Source organism: Hymenobacter bucti, from assembly GCF_042681145.1.
Classification (GTDB): domain Bacteria; phylum Bacteroidota; class Bacteroidia; order Cytophagales; family Hymenobacteraceae; genus Hymenobacter; species Hymenobacter bucti.
Window position 1 is genome coordinate 1,398,158 of record NZ_JBHUFD010000001.1, and the last position, 15,454, is coordinate 1,413,611.

Annotated in this window: 15 protein-coding genes; 5 read left to right on the plus strand and 10 right to left on the minus strand. The window is 60.4% G+C overall.

The features are described 5' to 3' along the window. Positions 1 to 10: 10 nt before the first annotated feature. Positions 11 to 2,179 carry a ComEA family DNA-binding protein gene (locus ACFSDX_RS05720; RefSeq protein WP_382312243.1) on the minus strand — a complete coding sequence of 723 codons (2,169 nt, stop codon included), beginning with the start codon at positions 2,177 to 2,179 and terminating at the stop codon, positions 11 to 13. Next, entirely contained in the window at positions 2,161 to 3,042 is an 882-nt protein-coding gene (locus ACFSDX_RS05725) for a PorV/PorQ family protein (RefSeq protein ID WP_382312244.1), read from the minus strand. Before ACFSDX_RS05725 ends, ACFSDX_RS05720 begins: the two co-directional genes overlap by 19 nt. Before the next feature lie 203 nt (positions 3,043 to 3,245). On the opposite strand from ACFSDX_RS05725, the gene yidD reads away from it, so the two are divergent. Beyond that, positions 3,246 to 3,470 carry a membrane protein insertion efficiency factor YidD gene (gene yidD, locus ACFSDX_RS05730; protein WP_382312245.1) on the plus strand — a complete coding sequence of 75 codons (225 nt, stop codon included), beginning with the start codon at positions 3,246 to 3,248 and terminating at the stop codon, positions 3,468 to 3,470. An 88-nt stretch (positions 3,471 to 3,558) separates the two neighbouring features. Beyond that, on the plus strand, positions 3,559 to 4,443 hold the full coding sequence (locus tag ACFSDX_RS05735) for a hypothetical protein (protein WP_382312246.1): 885 nt from the start codon (positions 3,559 to 3,561) through the stop codon (positions 4,441 to 4,443). A gap of 73 nt (positions 4,444 to 4,516) precedes the next feature. Here ACFSDX_RS05735 and lgt read toward each other — a convergent pair whose 3' ends face one another. The 7 genes from lgt to ACFSDX_RS05770 all read right to left on the minus strand — a co-directional run bounded on the left by lgt (position 4,517) and on the right by ACFSDX_RS05770 (position 11,589). Beyond that, a complete protein-coding gene (lgt, locus tag ACFSDX_RS05740) occupies positions 4,517 to 5,530 on the minus strand; it encodes a prolipoprotein diacylglyceryl transferase (protein WP_382312247.1) in 1,014 nt (337 codons plus the stop codon). Between the two features lie 75 nt (positions 5,531 to 5,605). Continuing rightward, positions 5,606 to 5,914 (minus strand): hypothetical protein, encoded by a 309-nt coding sequence (locus ACFSDX_RS05745; RefSeq protein WP_382312248.1) that lies wholly within the window; start codon positions 5,912 to 5,914, stop codon positions 5,606 to 5,608. Beyond that, entirely contained in the window at positions 5,907 to 6,542 is a 636-nt protein-coding gene (locus ACFSDX_RS05750; protein ID WP_382312249.1) for an RNA polymerase sigma factor, read from the minus strand. The genes ACFSDX_RS05745 and ACFSDX_RS05750 overlap by 8 nt, the downstream gene beginning before the upstream one ends. 242 nt (positions 6,543 to 6,784) lie before the next feature. Beyond that, positions 6,785 to 8,716, minus strand: coding sequence for an NAD(+) synthase (gene nadE / locus ACFSDX_RS05755; protein WP_382312250.1), 1,932 nt, complete (start codon positions 8,714 to 8,716; stop codon positions 6,785 to 6,787). 117 nt (positions 8,717 to 8,833) lie between these two features. Then, a complete protein-coding gene (rnc, locus tag ACFSDX_RS05760) occupies positions 8,834 to 9,568 on the minus strand; it encodes a ribonuclease III (RefSeq protein WP_382312252.1) in 735 nt (244 codons plus the stop codon). A 279-nt stretch (positions 9,569 to 9,847) separates the two neighbouring features. Beyond that, entirely contained in the window at positions 9,848 to 11,107 is a 1,260-nt protein-coding gene (gene fabF, locus ACFSDX_RS05765; RefSeq protein ID WP_382312253.1) for a beta-ketoacyl-ACP synthase II, read from the minus strand. 245 nt (positions 11,108 to 11,352) lie between these two features. Next, positions 11,353 to 11,589, minus strand: coding sequence for an acyl carrier protein (locus tag ACFSDX_RS05770; RefSeq protein ID WP_068229068.1), 237 nt, complete (start codon positions 11,587 to 11,589; stop codon positions 11,353 to 11,355). Between the two features lie 174 nt (positions 11,590 to 11,763). Here ACFSDX_RS05770 and ACFSDX_RS05775 point away from each other — a divergent pair, with 174 nt between their 5' ends. Together ACFSDX_RS05775 and pyk are read left to right on the plus strand one after the other, a co-directional pair. Continuing rightward, entirely contained in the window at positions 11,764 to 12,192 is a 429-nt protein-coding gene (locus tag ACFSDX_RS05775; protein ID WP_382312254.1) for an IPExxxVDY family protein, read from the plus strand. A 14-nt stretch (positions 12,193 to 12,206) separates the two neighbouring features. After that, a complete protein-coding gene (pyk, locus tag ACFSDX_RS05780) occupies positions 12,207 to 13,649 on the plus strand; it encodes a pyruvate kinase (protein WP_382312255.1) in 1,443 nt (480 codons plus the stop codon). Positions 13,650 to 14,000: 351 nt separating this feature from the next. On the opposite strand, the gene rpsT is transcribed toward pyk, so the two are convergent. Beyond that, entirely contained in the window at positions 14,001 to 14,252 is a 252-nt protein-coding gene (gene rpsT / locus ACFSDX_RS05785; protein ID WP_382312256.1) for a 30S ribosomal protein S20, read from the minus strand. Positions 14,253 to 14,456: 204 nt separating this feature from the next. Here rpsT and ACFSDX_RS05790 point away from each other — a divergent pair, with 204 nt between their 5' ends. Further along, positions 14,457 to 15,443: a YheT family hydrolase gene (locus ACFSDX_RS05790; RefSeq protein ID WP_382312257.1), complete on the plus strand. Its 987-nt coding sequence runs from the start codon at positions 14,457 to 14,459 to the stop codon at positions 15,441 to 15,443. Positions 15,444 to 15,454: the final 11 nt, after the last annotated feature.

The window sequence follows — 15,454 nt, forward strand, 5'->3', positions numbered from 1 at the left end:
AGCGTTTGCCTTACAGCTTATACCGCACTTGTAGCTTCACCTCCGAGCGGGCATTGCCCTTTATTTCCTCCAGCCCCGTGCCTACCGTGGTCTGGTGGCGGTAGCGGGTGTCGGCGTAGCGGAGCCAAAGCGTGAGGTGCTTATTGAAGGTGACCTGGGCGATGGCGTACGCCCGGGTGCCCTGCCCGTACAGCACGGGTATCGACACGGCGTAGAGTACGTCTTGCTCAAACAGATACTGCCGCGTGTCGTAGTCGTCGGAGTCAAACACAGCGTAGCGGGCGGCCAGCTGCACCCGCCGCGCCACCTGCACCGTGGCATCCTGGCTGAGGGCGTAGCCCCCGCGCCAGGGCAAATTATCATCATCGCGCAAGCGGCTGGCTTGCAGGCGGGTTCGCAGCCCTAGGCGCGTGGTAGGCTGGGTGTCATAGTACACCAGTAGCGAGTGGCGCAGCTGCTGGCCGGGCAGCGGCACCGGCCGGCCCAGGCTGCTGCTGAGGTCGCGCGGCTTGAGGCGCACCCGGTACTGCGCGTAGAGCAGGCTGGTTTTATTGGGCGTAAAAGCGAGGCGTAGCAGCGCATCATCGCCGTGGCTGGGCGCGCCCACCCGGTAGCGCAGCCACGGAAACCAAAACTGGTCGAAATAGGCTGAGACTTCCCAGCGGGCTACCGGCCTGATTTTCAGACCCAGGTACAAGCCGCTTTCGTTGATATTGCGGCTGTTCTCGCTCAGCGCATTTCCGTAAAGAGTGTGAAAATCAACGTCGTAGTGGCGCAGTAGCACCGCGGCATCCAGGCGCGGCCCTAGGCTGGCGAGCAGGCCATTGACGGTGCCCAGCCCGCCGCCGGTGGTGCGGCCCGTTTCGCCAAATAGCAGCAGGTTGCGCCACACGTAGCTGTAGTGGGCGCCCAGCGCCAGGTTGTTCTGGCCATTGAACTCGAAATGATTGTAAGGTTCAGCGCGCCTGAGCAGCGGCGTGCCGTAGTGCGTGCCCACCACCGTGAAGCCCAGCGCCAGGTTGCCATCGCGGCTGAGGTAGCCTAGGTTGCCACCGGCCACCGATTCTTGCAGCGCGTGGCGGTCGTCCAGCTCCGCGGCGGTGCGGTGAAAGCCCGTGTACTGCAAGCTGCTACCAAACTCATCATATTGTGCCAGCGAGTCGGTGCGCTGCTGCAAGTTGGCATCCACGCGCTTGCGCGAGACAAAAACGGTCGCTTCCCAGCGGGGCGCGAGTTGGTAAGTAGCTGCCGCGCCCCGAAAAAACGTGTTTTCGAGCAGCGCCGAGTACGGCCGCACGCCCACCGACGAGCGCCGCAGGGTGGTGATGGTTTCGGCGCCCTTGCCCACCGCCAGCCCCGACGACAGCAACAACCCTTGCCCAAACTGCAACTGGTAGTCGCCCAGCGCCAAGGCTTTTAGCCGGCCGCGCTCTTGCAAAAAGAAGTGCGCCGACAAAAAATCGGGGCCGTACTGCCCCTGCCGGGGCTGCCAGGCATAAGCTTCGCCCGCATCTTTCTCGGCCGCGAAGCCTAGGCTGAAATCGTGAGCGTGGCTCACGCGGTAGCGCACCAGCAGCTTGTCGGGCGAGCCTAGGTAGCGCTGCGTGGGCCGGCCCTGAAACGTGTCGGCCGCGGCGTAGCCCCGGCGCTGCTGCAACACGCGCTCGTAGCGCACAAACAAGGTGTTGTTCTCCTCCTGTTTAATGCGCTGCCACAGCGGGCCCCGCGCCCGATTGGGGTCGTCGGCCTGCACCGTCACGAAGGGCAGCACGCGGTAGATAGTGCGCAGGTCCCAGCCCGGCACGGCTTGTAATTCGTATAAGCTCAGCAGCGGGCCGGTAGCCTCGCGGTGCTTTAATAGGTTGGTAATCTGCGTTTCTGATAACAGCAGCAGCGCCCGCAGCTCCTCCCGGCTGGCCGCGTTGAGGCTGACGGGCGTCTGGTAGTATTGCAGCAGCGTCTCGTATAAATCCTCGTAGGGCACCTGGTCCGACTGAATTTCGGCAAAGAGCTCCTGCGTGAGGCGGTCGAGGTCGGGCGCCCGGCGCGGTAGCTCCTGGGCGTGGGCCGGGCACCCTGTAAACAGGCCACCTAGGCACGCGAGCAGCACAAATAAACCGGGCCAACGCGGCCAGCCCGCCGCCCGCATGTGGGCGAGCGTCATGGTTTGCGTTCCCATTGCCAGTTTATGCTCAAAAACTGGCTCAGGCCCAGTACGCTGTGCCAGCCCGCCGCGTAGTCAAACTGAAAGTTGCCCGTTTTCACCCCCACGCCGCCCGTCGTTTGCTGGCTGAGGCTAGCGTAGCCCGCGCGCAGGGCCACGGCGGATGCCGGCAGGTACTCCAGGCCCGCTTTAAAGCCTACATCGTGCTCAATATCTTTCTCGCTTTCGACCAGCACCAGTACCTGCTTGCCGGCGCGGTAAGCAAGGCCGGCGCGCAGCACGGTGGGTACGCGCTCGTCTTGGTAGTCAGCTAGTTTGGCTTGGTTGAGATTATAGAGGTACACCCCAAAGGTGAGGTGCCCGGGCACCACCTCGGCCTGCCCGCCCAGCGAGCCTACGAGCGCCCGGCGGCTCCCTAGGTCCCGAAAGCTAACTTGCAGCATGTCGAGCCGGCCGCCGATGTTCACCACGCCTAGCCGGTAGCCATAGGCCGCCCCCACGCGCACCTCGCTGTACAAAGCTCCGCCAAAGCGCTGAGCTTCAAAACCTACTACGCCCCACTCGGCCCGCGCTGGCTGCCCAGCGGCGGCGGGCTCAACTATCCCCAGAGGCAGGGCCAGCGCCACGGCGGCCACGTTGAGGCTCGTAATTAGGTAGCGGTTCTCGAAATAGGCGCCCGCTGTGGGCCGGGTAAGGGTACCCAGGCCAGCGGCATTGTTGGCTCCGGCCCATACCTCGTTGCTTAGGGTGGCTGAAGCATTGCCTAGGGCAGTGGCCCGGGCGCCGTGGCCAGCCGGACCATTGCCCTGCGCCCGTATCGGGGCAGCGCCCAGTACCAGTAAGCCGAAGAGAAAGAGTTGTCGTAAGCGTGAATTCATAGGCAATTGCCGTCAATTGAGGCCGAATATACTGCTGGCTAGTTGCTAAAACCCCTTGTTAACCAAGCTAAAGCACTAGATATTTCTTGGGTCAGCTTCAATTATTCTGGTTGCCCCTAGGCGCTATTGCTCGGAGTGGCTTAGCAGCTGCGGGCCCCGTGGCGGCTCGGCAGCCAGTAAGTTCGCTGCCGTACCTTTAAACGATGTTTTACTCGCTGGCCCGCGCTATTTTTTTGTCGTGCATCTGGTTCTACCAGCGCTTCATTTCGCCCCTCACGCCACCGAGCTGCCGCTACACGCCTACTTGTTCGGCCTACGCGGCCGAGGCCATTGCCAAGCATGGCCCGTGGCGGGGTGGGCGGCTGGCCCTGCGGCGTATCGGGCGCTGCCACCCCTGGGGCGGCCAGGGCTACGACCCGGTACCCTAAATAAAAGCTTGACCTCCAGCGCTGCTTTTCCCGTAAAAGCAGCCCTATGCTCTGCTTCTCTCTCCTCATTCGTCCCTTGGTAGGGATAATGCTCTTTACCTCAGCTTGCTCGCAGGCGGAAAACGATAATGCCACTGCCGACCAGGTGCCGGCCACGGCGCAAGCCCCCTCGGGCAAGAAAGGCAAAAAAGGCGGCCACAAAAAAGGCAAGGGTAAAGAAGCCGACCTGCCCGCGGGCCTGCGCCCGGTGGGCCGCCTCACCGACGGTATCCTGGAAAGCTCGGGGCTGTGCGCGGCGCCCGAGGCCGGTACTTACTTCACCTTCGGCGACGATGGCCAGCAGCCCTTTGTGTACCGGGTAGATGCCACCGGGCAGCAGGTAGGCCAGTTTACCCTAGGGGCGCCCAACCACGACTGGGAGAGCCTGAGCCGCGATAACCGCGGCAACTACTTCATGGGCGACTGCGGCAACAACAATAACGACCGCCGCAACCTGGCCATCCTGCGCTTCCGCCCCGAGCAGCCCACCAGCGTGGGAAAAATCAACTTTTCCTACCCCGACCAAACCGAGTTTCCGCCCGCTAAGAGCGACCGCAACTTCGACTGCGAAGCCAGCCTCTGGCACGATGGCCAGGTGTACCTCTTTACCAAAGACCGGGCGCAGTCGACTACCTGCAAGGTGTACACGGTGCCCGAAACTCCTGGCACCTACAAAGCCAAGCTCATTACCAAGCTAGCCATCCCGGGCCAGGTTACAGATGCCACGCTCGCGCCCAGCGGCCGCCGCCTGGTGCTGCTGGCCCGGCAAGAAGTATTCGTTTTTGAAGGCGATTCCTGGGGGGCGATTCTGAAAGCAACGCCCCGCCACATCGACCTGAAGGGCGCGGGCCAAACCGAAGGCGCGGCTTTTAAAGATGAAAACACGCTGCTGATTACCACCGAGCAAGGTGCGATGTACGAGTTATCGCTCTAGCTTGTGATTACATAAAAAAGGCCCTCTGTACTGTGTAGAGGGCCTTTTTTGGGTCCAAATGCGACCTAGGGCGCTAGGCTTTGGCGGCGGCTGCCTGGGCAGCCTCTTCTTCGGCGAGGTCGCGCGGAGCGAAGCCGTAGGGATTTTGCGGGTTTTTGCCGGCGCGCAGCAGCACCCACAGCCCAATGAGAATGAACGGGATGCTTAGCAGCTGGCCAATGTTGAGACCGTACTCGGCGATGAGGCCGGTTTCCTTCGTGACTTGGTTTTCCTTGAAGTACTCCACAAAAATGCGGAATGAGAAGAGTAGCACCACAAAGAGCCCAAACAGCAGGCCGCGGGGCGTGCGCTCCTTGTATTTATTCCACAGCCCGTAGAGCAGCGCTACCAGCAGGAGGCAGAACAGCGACTCGTAAATCTGGGTCGGGTGGCGCGGCACCGCCACTTCAACCGCTGGGCTAACCGGCCCGGTTATGGGCGTAATCGTGAAATCAGCCTCTTCCTTGCCTTCTACGCGGACGCGCTGCACCGCCACGGCGCCGGCGGGCACGGGCTGGTCGGGCGCAAACTGGGTCAGGTGCTCCACGTCGCGCGGGAACACGAAGGCCCACGGAGCGGTAGTAGGCTTGCCCACAATCTCAGAATTCATGAGGTTGCCCAGGCGGATGCAGGCCCCGCCAATGGCCACCACAATCACGATGCGGTCGAGCACCCAGAGGTAGTCGAACTTATTGCGCGTGCTGAAGATGAACAGCGCCAGCAAAATGCCAATTGTGGCCCCGTGCGAGGCTAGGCCGCCGTGCCAGATTTTGAGAATCTCCAGGGGCTGGTTCTTATACTGGTCCCAGTCGTAGAAAAAAACGTGCCCTAGGCGCGCGCCCAGCACCGTGCCCACCACCATGTAAAACGTGATGACATCGACCCAATAGGGCCGCACGCCCTCTTGCTTGTAGATGTGCGTGAGCACAAAAGAGCCGATTACGAAGCCGAGGGCAAACAGCACGCCGTACCAGCGCAGCAGCAGCGGGCCGATTTCGGCAATGATAGGCGAGACATTCCAGGTAACGTAGGCGAGGGGAGGCGACATGGGCAACAAAAAAGTAAGAGGACTCAAAGGTACTTATTACCCTGGGCTTGCCGTTTGGCAGCGTCCCTTCTGGGTTTAGGGTGCCGGCCGGGGCGCGGGCGGGTCGGTTGGGTCGCTAGTGTAATGGCCGGGCGCCGCGGCCGGGCGCAGGGCCGCGCCATCGCCGCTTACCGCGAGCACCAGCATACCTAGGAGTACCGCGTAGGCCGGGCGGCGCACCCAACCGGGCAACCAGGCGCGCCTAGGTAGCAGTTGGGCCGCGAGCCGGGCCTGCACGCGCGCATAAAAAAACGGCTGCGGTTGCGCTTTGGGCTGCCGGCGCAACTGCTGCAACGCAGCTTCCCACTCGGGGTCGGGGCCGGGGCGACTAGCTGGATTAGACATGGCGATGGGAAGCGGAAAGGTGCCGCCGCAGCGTTTGCCGGGCGCGAAACAACAGGGACTCGACGGCGGAAACTGTGGTGCCCAGCACCGCGGCTATTTCGTCGTAGTTCAAATCTTGCTCGTGGCGCAGCGTAAAAGCCACCTGCTGCTGGCTGGGCAAGCGGCCGATATAATCCAGCAGTAGGTGCAGTTGCTGCGCCCCTTCGAGCAGCGCCAGCGGATGCGCGTGGTCGGGCGGCTCGTGCAGCACCTGGTTATGAAAGCCCAGCAAGCTGGTGAAATAAGCAAAGCGCTTCTTGGCGCTGGCTCGCCGCCGGTGCTGCAACGCCCGGGAGGTGGCCAACCGGTAGAGCCAAGTGCTCAGCGCCGTTTCGTTCCGAAACTTGGCTACCGTCTGGTAAACCTCCACAAAAACCTCCTGCGCCACATCCTCCGCTTCTTCCGCGGAGCGGAGCAGGGAGAAAGCCGTACTATACACGCGGTGCTGATAGCGCTCTACTAGCGTGCGAAAGGCCGCCTCGCTCCCCTGCTGAAGCTGCGCCACGAGCGCGGTATCAGTGGCTCCAATGGTGGTAGCCACCGGTAGCGGCGACTCAAGACTGAAGAGGAGCGGAAGGCAATAAGCCATAAGACCAAAGCAACGGAGCTAACTGGATGGGAGCGCAGGCGTAGCAACCAGCAGTGGCTAGCGTTGCTAACCCTTAGGTGCCAGTATAGCACAAAACTTGCGCAGGCTTACTTTTTATAAAGGTAAAATATTGATTAAGAAGCGTATTTATTTAGAAAATGGCTGGTTTGGCCGCGGGCCTATTGCGTTAGCAATAGCCCCCGCGGCCAAACCAGCCATCATCCTGCGTTTTATTAGCGGGCCTAGAGCGCGGCCAGCTCTTCGCCAAAGCCACCGCTCAAAATGGGGAAGCGCAGCCACGAGCGCGGGTCCACGTTGTAATCATCGAGGTGAAACGAGGGTGCGTAGCGCTCCCGCTTCCATTGGTTGCGGCTCCAGAGCTGGTAAAAGCGCTTCACGTACGTGCGCAGTTGCTCAAATTCGTACTTCGGCTCCTCGGCCACAAGCTGGGCCAGCACGGCGGCTGGCGCCAGCCGGTCGTAGAAGGCCAGCCGCTCGATGCGATTGAGCAGCGTGTAAGGCATGAGGTCGCGCTCGTCGGTTTGCTTGTCGGCCAGCGGGCGCAGCTCGGCGGTGGGTTGCAAGGCGTTTACGTGGCGCAGGCCCTCATAGCCGAGGGCCGTTTGGGCCCAGCGCAGCCACTTCTTTACAAAATCCTTATCGACGCCCGCGATAGGGGAGATGCTGCCCGCCGTGTCGCCGTCCATGGTGCAGTAGCCCACGCTGGCCTCCGAGCGGTTGGAGGTAGTGATGAGCAGGCAATTCTGCACGTTGGCGAGCAGCCAGATGCCGGGCGCCCGCACTCGCGCCTGAATGTTTTGCAGGGCCAGGTCGTCGGTTTCCCACGCGAGCTCGCGGCCCAGGGCGTGCTCGATTTTGCCCACGTAGCCGCTTACCTCCTCGTCGATGGTCCAGTCGAAGAACCGCGCCCCTAGGCTGTCGGCCAGCTCCCGGGCCGAGTTCAGCGTGTCGTCGGAGGAGTTGACCGTGCCCTGGTAGGCGCAGGTTAGCAGGTGATTGACGAGCTGCTGATTGGGCGTAGTGGGTTTCTGGTTCTGCGTCTCGGCGGGGTTGTCGACGTCGGTGGCCCGCTGGTGCGCCGGGCCGCCGGCGCCCGGCTGAATTACCTCCGTCTTGGCTTTATCAAAAGCTCCGCTGCGGCGCTTAAACTCTTCCTCACCCAGCTCTTCCACGCCTAGGCGCACCATTTCAGCCACGGCCACGGCGCAGAAGCACGAGTCGGCCCCACCGCTGAGGCTCAGCACAAAGCCCCGGCTGCGGGCCTTGCGCAGGTAGTCGAAGAGGCCTAAGCTGATGGCCTGGTTGAGCTCGCGGTACTCGTCAGGCTCAGGCAGCTGCACAATGGCCTCCGCCACTTCCACTGGCTCGTTGAAGTCCACATCCACCCATTCCAAATCTACTTCTTTGAAGCTGAGCAGCTGGTTGCGTTTGAGCAAGTGGCCGTTGCGCGCCACTAATATTTCGCCATCATAGATGATGCGGCCGGCTTCGTTGCCCAGCAGGTTGGCATAGAGGTAGGTACACGCAAAATTACGCGACGAGTTGAGTACCAGCTTGTAGCGTAGGTCCGTCTTGCTCATGGCGAAGTGGCTGGCCGACGGATTTATTATCAAATCGACCTTGCCGCGCAGGCGGCAGGCGGGGCGCACGTCGTCGGGCCGCCAGGCATCCTCGCATATCTCGAAGCCAAACCGCACCCCTAGGTGCTCAAAAGTCAGGTCGCCCAGCGGCCAGCTTTCTCCCTCGTGCTCCACGGTGGTTGTTTGCCCCGCCGGCCATGACACGAAGAAGCGCGTTTCGTAGTGCACCCCGTCGTTGGCCAAAAACTGCTTGGCCACGAAGCCCAGAATCTCGCCGTCGCGCAGCACCGCCGCCGTGTTGTACGTGTAGTGGTGCAGGCGCACCGGCAGCCCCACCACCACGCAAATACCCTGCGTAAGCGGCCGGATTTTTTGCAAGTGCATCATTGCCGCCGCGGGCAGCCAGTCGCTCAAAAACAGGTCTTCGCAATTGTAGCCGGTCAGGCACAGCTCGGGCAAGCACAGTAGCTCGACTCCGTTGGCTTTGGCTTGCTCGATGGCCGCACTGATATTCTGAATATTGTGGTTCCAGTCGAACGGAATCTGGTTGAGGGCGGCACCGGCGAGACGCATAGTGGGGAAGATATGAACTAGTGAACTGGTGAGTAGAATACTTGCCAGTTCTTACGAATGTTCAAAAAAACTGCCTCGCCTGCGCGCGCTACTTCCTTCGCGCAGGCCCTCACCGGGCTATACTCCCAGCGCGGTCAGGGCACGTTCGGCCGCTAGCTGTTCAGCCTGCTTTTTATTGAGGCCCATGCCGGTGGCTACTACTTCATCGTTGAGGAGCACGGTGGCCGTGAACTCCATTACGCCGCCCGGCCGGGGCTCGCCGCTGATTTCGTAGCGCACGTTTTTGCCGCCGCGCTGCGCCCATTCGATGAGCTTGCTCTTGTAGTTAGAGGTGGTAGTAGTGAGCGTAGTAACATCTACAAAAGGCTTAATCAAGCCTTTCAACACAAATTTGCGGGCCGCTTTGTACCCTAGGTCCAGGTACACGGCCCCAACCAAAGCTTCCAGCGCATTGCCGTTCACGGAGCGCGAGCGGGCCACCCGCGTCTGGGTGCTGTCGAGCTGCACCAGCTTGTCCAGCCCTAGCTTCAACGCAATGGCGTTCAGGCTCTCCCGATTGACGATGCGCGAGCGGGTTTCGGTTAGGAAGCCTTCCTGCTCGTAGGGAAACTTACGAAACAGGTACTCCGCCACCACCGTACCCAGCACCGCGTCGCCCAAAAATTCCAGGCGCTCATTGCTCTGGTGCTTGCCGGCCCCGACCTCCTGCCGCACCAGCGAGGAGTGGGTAAAGGCTAGCTGGTAGAGCCGCGCATTCTGCGGGTCTTGGCCAATAACCGTGGCCACGGCCTGCCGAAATTGCTTGTCGCTGCCCAGCAGCCGCCGAAACAGCCCAAAGAGTGGTAAAGGCATCGCAGATTAAACGGATTTAACGGATGGCGCAGATACGCCCGCCTGCGGCGGGCTGACTAAGTGGCCTAAAACTAGCTAGCGGATTATCACTGGTGTTCAGTGCGAGTAGTCTGCTAATCGACAAAATAACAGAAGTAAAAAAGCGACTTGCGGCGCAACGTGGTTCACAATGGCAGTAACCAAGCCTCAACTCACTCGAAAAGAGTGAGCTGAAGACAACCCTACCAGCCTAGTCAGCCCGCCGCAGGCGGGCGTATCTGCGCCATCCGTTAAATCCGTTTAATCTGCGATTAGGCGGCGGAAAACTACCGTTGTGTTGTGGCCGCCAAAACCGAAGGTGTTGCTGACGGCTACGTTGACCTCGCGCTGCTGCGCCACGTTGGGCGTGAAGTTCAGCGCCTGATTGATTTCCGGGTCCGGCGTGTGCAGGTTAATCGTGGGGGGCACCAGGCCATTCTGAATGGCTAGAATGGATGCTACCGCCTCGATGCCGCCCGCACCACCTAGGAGGTGGCCGGTCATGCTCTTGGTCGAGGAGATATTCATTTTTGGAGCATGCTCCCCGAACACGGTTTCGATGGCCTTAATCTCGGCGCCATCGCCGAGCGGCGTGCTCGTGCCGTGGGTGTTGATGTAGTCTACCTCCTCGGGCTGAATACCGGCGTCGCGCAGAGCGTTTTTCATCACCAGCACCACGCCCGAGCCGCTGGGGTCGGGGGCCGTGATGTGGTACGCATCCGACGACATGCCGCCGCCGATAAGCTCGGCGTAAATTTTGGCGCCGCGGGCCTTGGCGTGCTCGTATTCTTCCAGTACCAGCGCGCCGGCACCTTCGCCCAGCACGAAGCCATCGCGCTCCTTATCGTAGGGGCGCGATGCCGACGCGGGGTCGTCGTTGCGCTCGCTCATGGCTTTGAGGGCGTTGAAGCCGCCCACGCCCGACTCGGTAATAGCAGCTTCAGAACCACCCGTAACAATAACGTCGGCCAAACCTAGGCGCAGGTTATTGAAAGCCGCGATGATGGCGTCGTTCGACGAGGCGCAGGCTGATGTCGTGACATAATTAGGTCCGCGAAAGCCATTCTTGATGGAAATATTGCCCGACGACGAGTCGGCAATCATGCGCGGAATAAAGAAAGGCGAGTAGCGCGGCGTGCCGTCGCCCCGCTCAAACTGGAAGCATTCTTCCTGCAAAGACTTCAGCCCGCCGATGCCCGAACCCCAGATAACGCCCACCCGGTCCTTGTCAACGCCGCCCGTCAGCAGGCCTGCGTCGGCGATGGCCTCGTCGGAAGCGATGACGGCAAACTGCGTAAACAAGTCCATTTTGGGGCCTTGCTTGCGCTCGAAGTAGTCCAAGGGATTGTAGTTCTTTACCTCGCAGGCAAAGCGCGTTTTAAATTTGGTGGCGTCGAAGCGCGTAATGGGGGCAGCCCCACTGACGCCATTTTTTAGCCCTTCCCAGTATGCAGGGGCAGTACTGCCCAAGGGGGTGATGGCCCCGATACCGGTTACAACAACGCGGCGAATTGACGACATAAAATCGCAGATTTAACGGATTTAACGGATTTCACGGATACGCCCGCTGCGCAGGCTGGCTACACGAGCGGCGGCGCAGGCCCAAACCGCAAAACCGGCCGGCAGGACGCCGGCCGGTTTTAGAGGTGAACGGTATTTGGTGCAGGCAAACGAACCACAGAAATCGCAACCGATAAATCAGTTTAATTTAGCCTCGCCTAGCGGGGCGTGTTCGCGAAATCTGTGAAATCCGTTGAATCTGCGGTTTACTTAGCGTGCTCTTCGAGGTAGCTAACGGCTTGGCCCACCGTCTGAATGTTCTCAGCCTGGTCGTCGGGGATGCTGACGTTAAATTCTTTTTCGAACTCCATGATTAGCTCCACGGTGTCGAGCGAGTCGGCACCCAGGTCGTTGGTGAAGCTGGCTTCCGGAGTTACTTCCGAGGCTTCAACGCCCAGCTTGTCGATAATGATGGCTTTTACTTTTTCGGCGATTTCAGACATTGCAGTCGTGCGGTTAAGAGGAAACTTGCCTGCAAAGTAACGTCACTTTTTTCATCCACCCCGCGAATTGGCTTTTTGCGGCACGTACAAGATTTTGGCCCTCGCTTTTTAGTAAGCCTTTACCGGGCCGCCAAAGGCCGTAGCTTTGCAGCCTGCCGCCGCCTACCGCTCCTCATGATGACCCTGACCCTGGACGCTGAGTATGAATGCGATTTTGCGCTCTTTGGCCTCGTATCCGGCACCCACGACTACACCCTGGCCTGGGCCCTGAACCGCTTTCTACGGTTGCGCTTTGTGCGCCAGCCCGACTTCGTGCTGAACCTAGTGCAGCAGGGGCCGCTGGCCTTTAGCTACTACCTCTACACCCGCGAGTCGCTTACCTTGCGGCTGTTTCGCAACCGGGCGCTGCTGCCTTCTACCCTCGCCAAACCGTTTTTGGCGCCCGATATTCGCGAATACGATTACCTACTGCAAGTGCAGGGTGGGGCCGATGAACTGGCTGGCAACGAGCTGCTTGACCGCCTCACGGCGCTATCTATGGTGCGGTACGCCAGCGAGTTTGACCCCTACGAATTGAAATACAAGGAAAACCTGATTTTTTAACGCCACTCTCCCGTATGGACCCCGTTTCCACTTCGTTCAACAAAACCAAAATCGTGGCCACCGTTGGCCCCGCTTCCAACACCTACGAGCGGCTGGGCATGCTCATCCGCGAGGGGGTCGACGTGTTTCGCCTCAACTTTTCGCACGGCGCCCACGAGGAGCACCTTTCGGTAATCAACACCGTGCGCCGTCTCAACAAGGACCTGCGCACCAACGTGGGCCTGCTGCAAGATTTGCAAGGCCCCAAGATTCGCCTAGGCGATGTGGAAGGCGGCGGCGTAGAGATAAAGCCCGGCGATAAAATAAAGCTGGTTTGCGGTGAAAAAGAAATTAGCACCGCCACTCGCCTGAGCACAATTTACCTTGGTTTGGCCCGCGATGTGAAGCCCGGCGACCAGATTCTGATTGACGATGGCAAAATCGAGCTGAAGGTGCTCGCCACCGACCGTGACAAAGAGGTAGACGTAGAAGTAGTCTACGGCGGCCTCGTGAAGCCCCGCAAGGGCATCAACCTGCCCGACTCGGAAGTATCAGCCCCGAGCATGACGGAGAAAGACATCGAGGACCTGAAATTCGGTCTGGAGCACGATGTGGATTGGGTAGCCCTGAGCTTTGCCCGCCGCGCCGAGGATATTCGCTTCATCAAGAATTTGATTGCCGAATCGGGTAAAACGACGCGGGTAATCGCTAAAATCGAGACGCCCGACGGCCTGCGTAACATCGACGAAATCATTGCCCTCACCGACGCCGTAATGGTAGCCCGCGGCGACCTGGGCGTGGAGGTGAAGATGGAAGAGGTGCCGATGGCCCAGAAAATGATTATTGAGAAGTGCAACAAGGCCGGCAAGCCCGTCATTGTGGCCACCCAGATGATGGAGTCGATGATAACGGCGCCGCGCCCGACGCGCGCCGAAACCAGCGACGTAGCCAACGCCGTTATCGACGGCACCGACGCCGTGATGCTCTCGGCCGAAACCGCCGTGGGCGATTATCCCGCCGAGGTTATTCGCTCGATGGTAGCTACTATTAAGAGTGTGGAAAGCCGCAGCCCCAAGCTGTTCAATAAGTGGTGGCCCGTGGACCCGGCTTCGTCTACTTTCATGGCTGACAGCATTTTGTCGGCCGCTTGCCACTTGGCCAAGAACACCGGCGCCAAGGTGATTACCGGCATGACGCACCGCGGCTACACTGCCTTCCAGATTTCAAAATATCGCCCCAAAGCCGATATTTTTATCTTCACCGACGACCGCGCTTTGCTCACGGTCCTGAGCTTAGTGTGGGGCGTGCGCTCGTTCTACTACGACCGCTTTAACAGCACCGACAGCACGATTGCCGACATCCGCTACGTGCTCACCACCACCGGCCACCTGCAGAAGGGTGACGTGTTCATCAACACCGCCACGCTGCCGATTACCGACAAGGGTCGCGCGAACATGGTGAAAGTGAGCGTCGCCTAGGGTATCAGAATTGATTAGAAGCTAAAAAGGCCGCCATCTGGGCGGCCTTTTTTATTTGCTACAATATAGCTTGGACTCTGCGAGTCCGAGCGCGAGCGCAGCTCGCATCTGCGTCTGTCTGAATGGCCTAGGCGCGCCGTGGTGGCTTCGCGGAGCACACGTTGCCGCATAACTGTTTGCGTGGCCGCTCGCCCGTTGATGCGAGCTGCGCTCGCGCTCAGACTCGCAGAGTCCAAGCTACAGCTTACCAAACGCAGTAAGCCCCGCCGGGAGGGGCGGGGCTTACTGGTAGGAGGCGCGGGACCAAACGGTGGGGCGGCAGAGTTTGGCCCCGCTAGAACCCGTCTCGCGCTAAAGCGCGTTAACGAGTTTTGTCAGCTTGCTCTTGTTGTTAGCAGCTTTGTTTTTGTGGATAATGTTCTTCTTGGCCAAGCGGTCCAACATCGACGTTACGCGCTTCAGCAGCTCCTGAGCGGCCTCTTTATCGGTAGTGCCGCGCAGCTTCTTGATAGCGGTACGGGTAGACTTATGCTGGTAGCGGTTTAGCACACGCTTCGCTTCGTTGCTGCGGATGCGCTTAATAGCCGACTTGTGGTTTGCCATGACAAAAAAAGAATTCTATAGAGGAACAGCCGGTTGGCTGAGGTTTTCAAGTTTGGGAGGGCAAAGGTAAGAAGAATACTTAGCTTATCCTAACCTAGGCTATTAAATGGCGGACCAGATAACGCAAAAAATGGTGCCTTTCCGCCAGCAAAGCTACGCTCGCAGTGCGCCAGACTAGCCCCGAGTCCTAAATTAGCTGAGGTTATGCCCCTAGTTGCCACTTCCGCTTACCGCCCGTCGCCGATTTTATTCAACGGCCATTTGCAAACCATCGTGCCCAGCACCCTGCGGCGGGTGCCGGAAGTAGCCTACCGCCGCGAGCGGCTGGAGCTGCCCGACGGCGATTTTCTGGACCTGGACTGGTCGCTGGCCCAGCCCGGGCGGCGGGCGGGGCGGCTAGGCATCATTTCGCACGGCTTGGAGGGCGACAGCAGCCGGCCCTACGTGCGGGGCATGGCCCGCGCCCTCAACCAAGCCGGCTTCGATGCCCTAGGGTGGAACTACCGCGGCTGCAGCGGCGAAACCAACCGCCTGCTGCGTTCCTACCACCTCGGTGACACGGGTGACCTGGCCGCCGTGGTGCGCTACGCGGCCGAGGCGCAGGGCTACCCGGAAATAATGCTGACCGGGTTTTCGGCCGGGGGCAATGTCACCCTCAAGTACCTAGGCGAGTACGCCGACCAAGTGCCCCCGCAGGTGCGGCGGGCAGCGGTTTTCTCGGTGCCCACGGACCTCAGAGCCAGCTCCCTGCATATCAGCCGCTGGCAAAACCGAGTTTATCTACGGCGCTTCATGGCCTCGCTGCGCAACAAGATGCGCGAAAAGGCGGCCTATTTACCGGGTCAGCTCGACTTAGCCGAGCTGGACGCGCTGCGCGACTTCCCGCAGTTTGACGAGCGCTACACGGCGCCGCTGCACGGCTTCGCCTCGGCCGACGACTACTACGCCCACTCGGCTTCTGGGCAATATCTGGCGGGTATTCGCATCCCAGCGCTGCTGGTCAATGCCTTGAACGACCCGTTTTTGCCGGCTTCGTGTTACCCTAGGGCGGTGGCGGTGGCTAGCGACTGCTTCTTTCTCGAAACCCCGCTGGCGGGCGGCCACGTCGGCTTTGCCGAAGGCGCGCCCAGCGGCAGCTACTACTCGGAGCGGCGGGCGGTTGACTTTTTCACGCGTGCCGTGCCGGGGTAATGGTGAATGAG

Bases quoted from the DNA above. Each gene is read 5' to 3' on its own strand.
- ACFSDX_RS05720 (WP_382312243.1), bottom strand. From the start codon at position 2,179: ATGGGAACGCAAACCATGACGCTCGCCCACATGCGGGCGGCGGGCTGG.
- ACFSDX_RS05725 (WP_382312244.1), bottom strand. From the start codon at position 3,042: ATGAATTCACGCTTACGACAACTCTTTCTCTTCGGCTTACTGGTACTG.
- yidD (WP_382312245.1), top strand. From the start codon at position 3,246: ATGTTTTACTCGCTGGCCCGCGCTATTTTTTTGTCGTGCATCTGGTTC.
- ACFSDX_RS05735 (WP_382312246.1), top strand. From the start codon at position 3,559: ATGCTCTTTACCTCAGCTTGCTCGCAGGCGGAAAACGATAATGCCACT.
- lgt (WP_382312247.1), bottom strand. From the start codon at position 5,530: ATGTCGCCTCCCCTCGCCTACGTTACCTGGAATGTCTCGCCTATCATT.
- ACFSDX_RS05745 (WP_382312248.1), bottom strand. From the start codon at position 5,914: ATGTCTAATCCAGCTAGTCGCCCCGGCCCCGACCCCGAGTGGGAAGCT.
- ACFSDX_RS05750 (WP_382312249.1), bottom strand. From the start codon at position 6,542: ATGGCTTATTGCCTTCCGCTCCTCTTCAGTCTTGAGTCGCCGCTACCG.
- nadE (WP_382312250.1), bottom strand. From the start codon at position 8,716: ATGCGTCTCGCCGGTGCCGCCCTCAACCAGATTCCGTTCGACTGGAAC.
- rnc (WP_382312252.1), bottom strand. From the start codon at position 9,568: ATGCCTTTACCACTCTTTGGGCTGTTTCGGCGGCTGCTGGGCAGCGAC.
- fabF (WP_382312253.1), bottom strand. From the start codon at position 11,107: ATGTCGTCAATTCGCCGCGTTGTTGTAACCGGTATCGGGGCCATCACC.
- ACFSDX_RS05770 (WP_068229068.1), bottom strand. From the start codon at position 11,589: ATGTCTGAAATCGCCGAAAAAGTAAAAGCCATCATTATCGACAAGCTG.
- ACFSDX_RS05775 (WP_382312254.1), top strand. From the start codon at position 11,764: ATGATGACCCTGACCCTGGACGCTGAGTATGAATGCGATTTTGCGCTC.
- pyk (WP_382312255.1), top strand. From the start codon at position 12,207: ATGGACCCCGTTTCCACTTCGTTCAACAAAACCAAAATCGTGGCCACC.
- rpsT (WP_382312256.1), bottom strand. From the start codon at position 14,252: ATGGCAAACCACAAGTCGGCTATTAAGCGCATCCGCAGCAACGAAGCG.
- ACFSDX_RS05790 (WP_382312257.1), top strand. From the start codon at position 14,457: ATGCCCCTAGTTGCCACTTCCGCTTACCGCCCGTCGCCGATTTTATTC.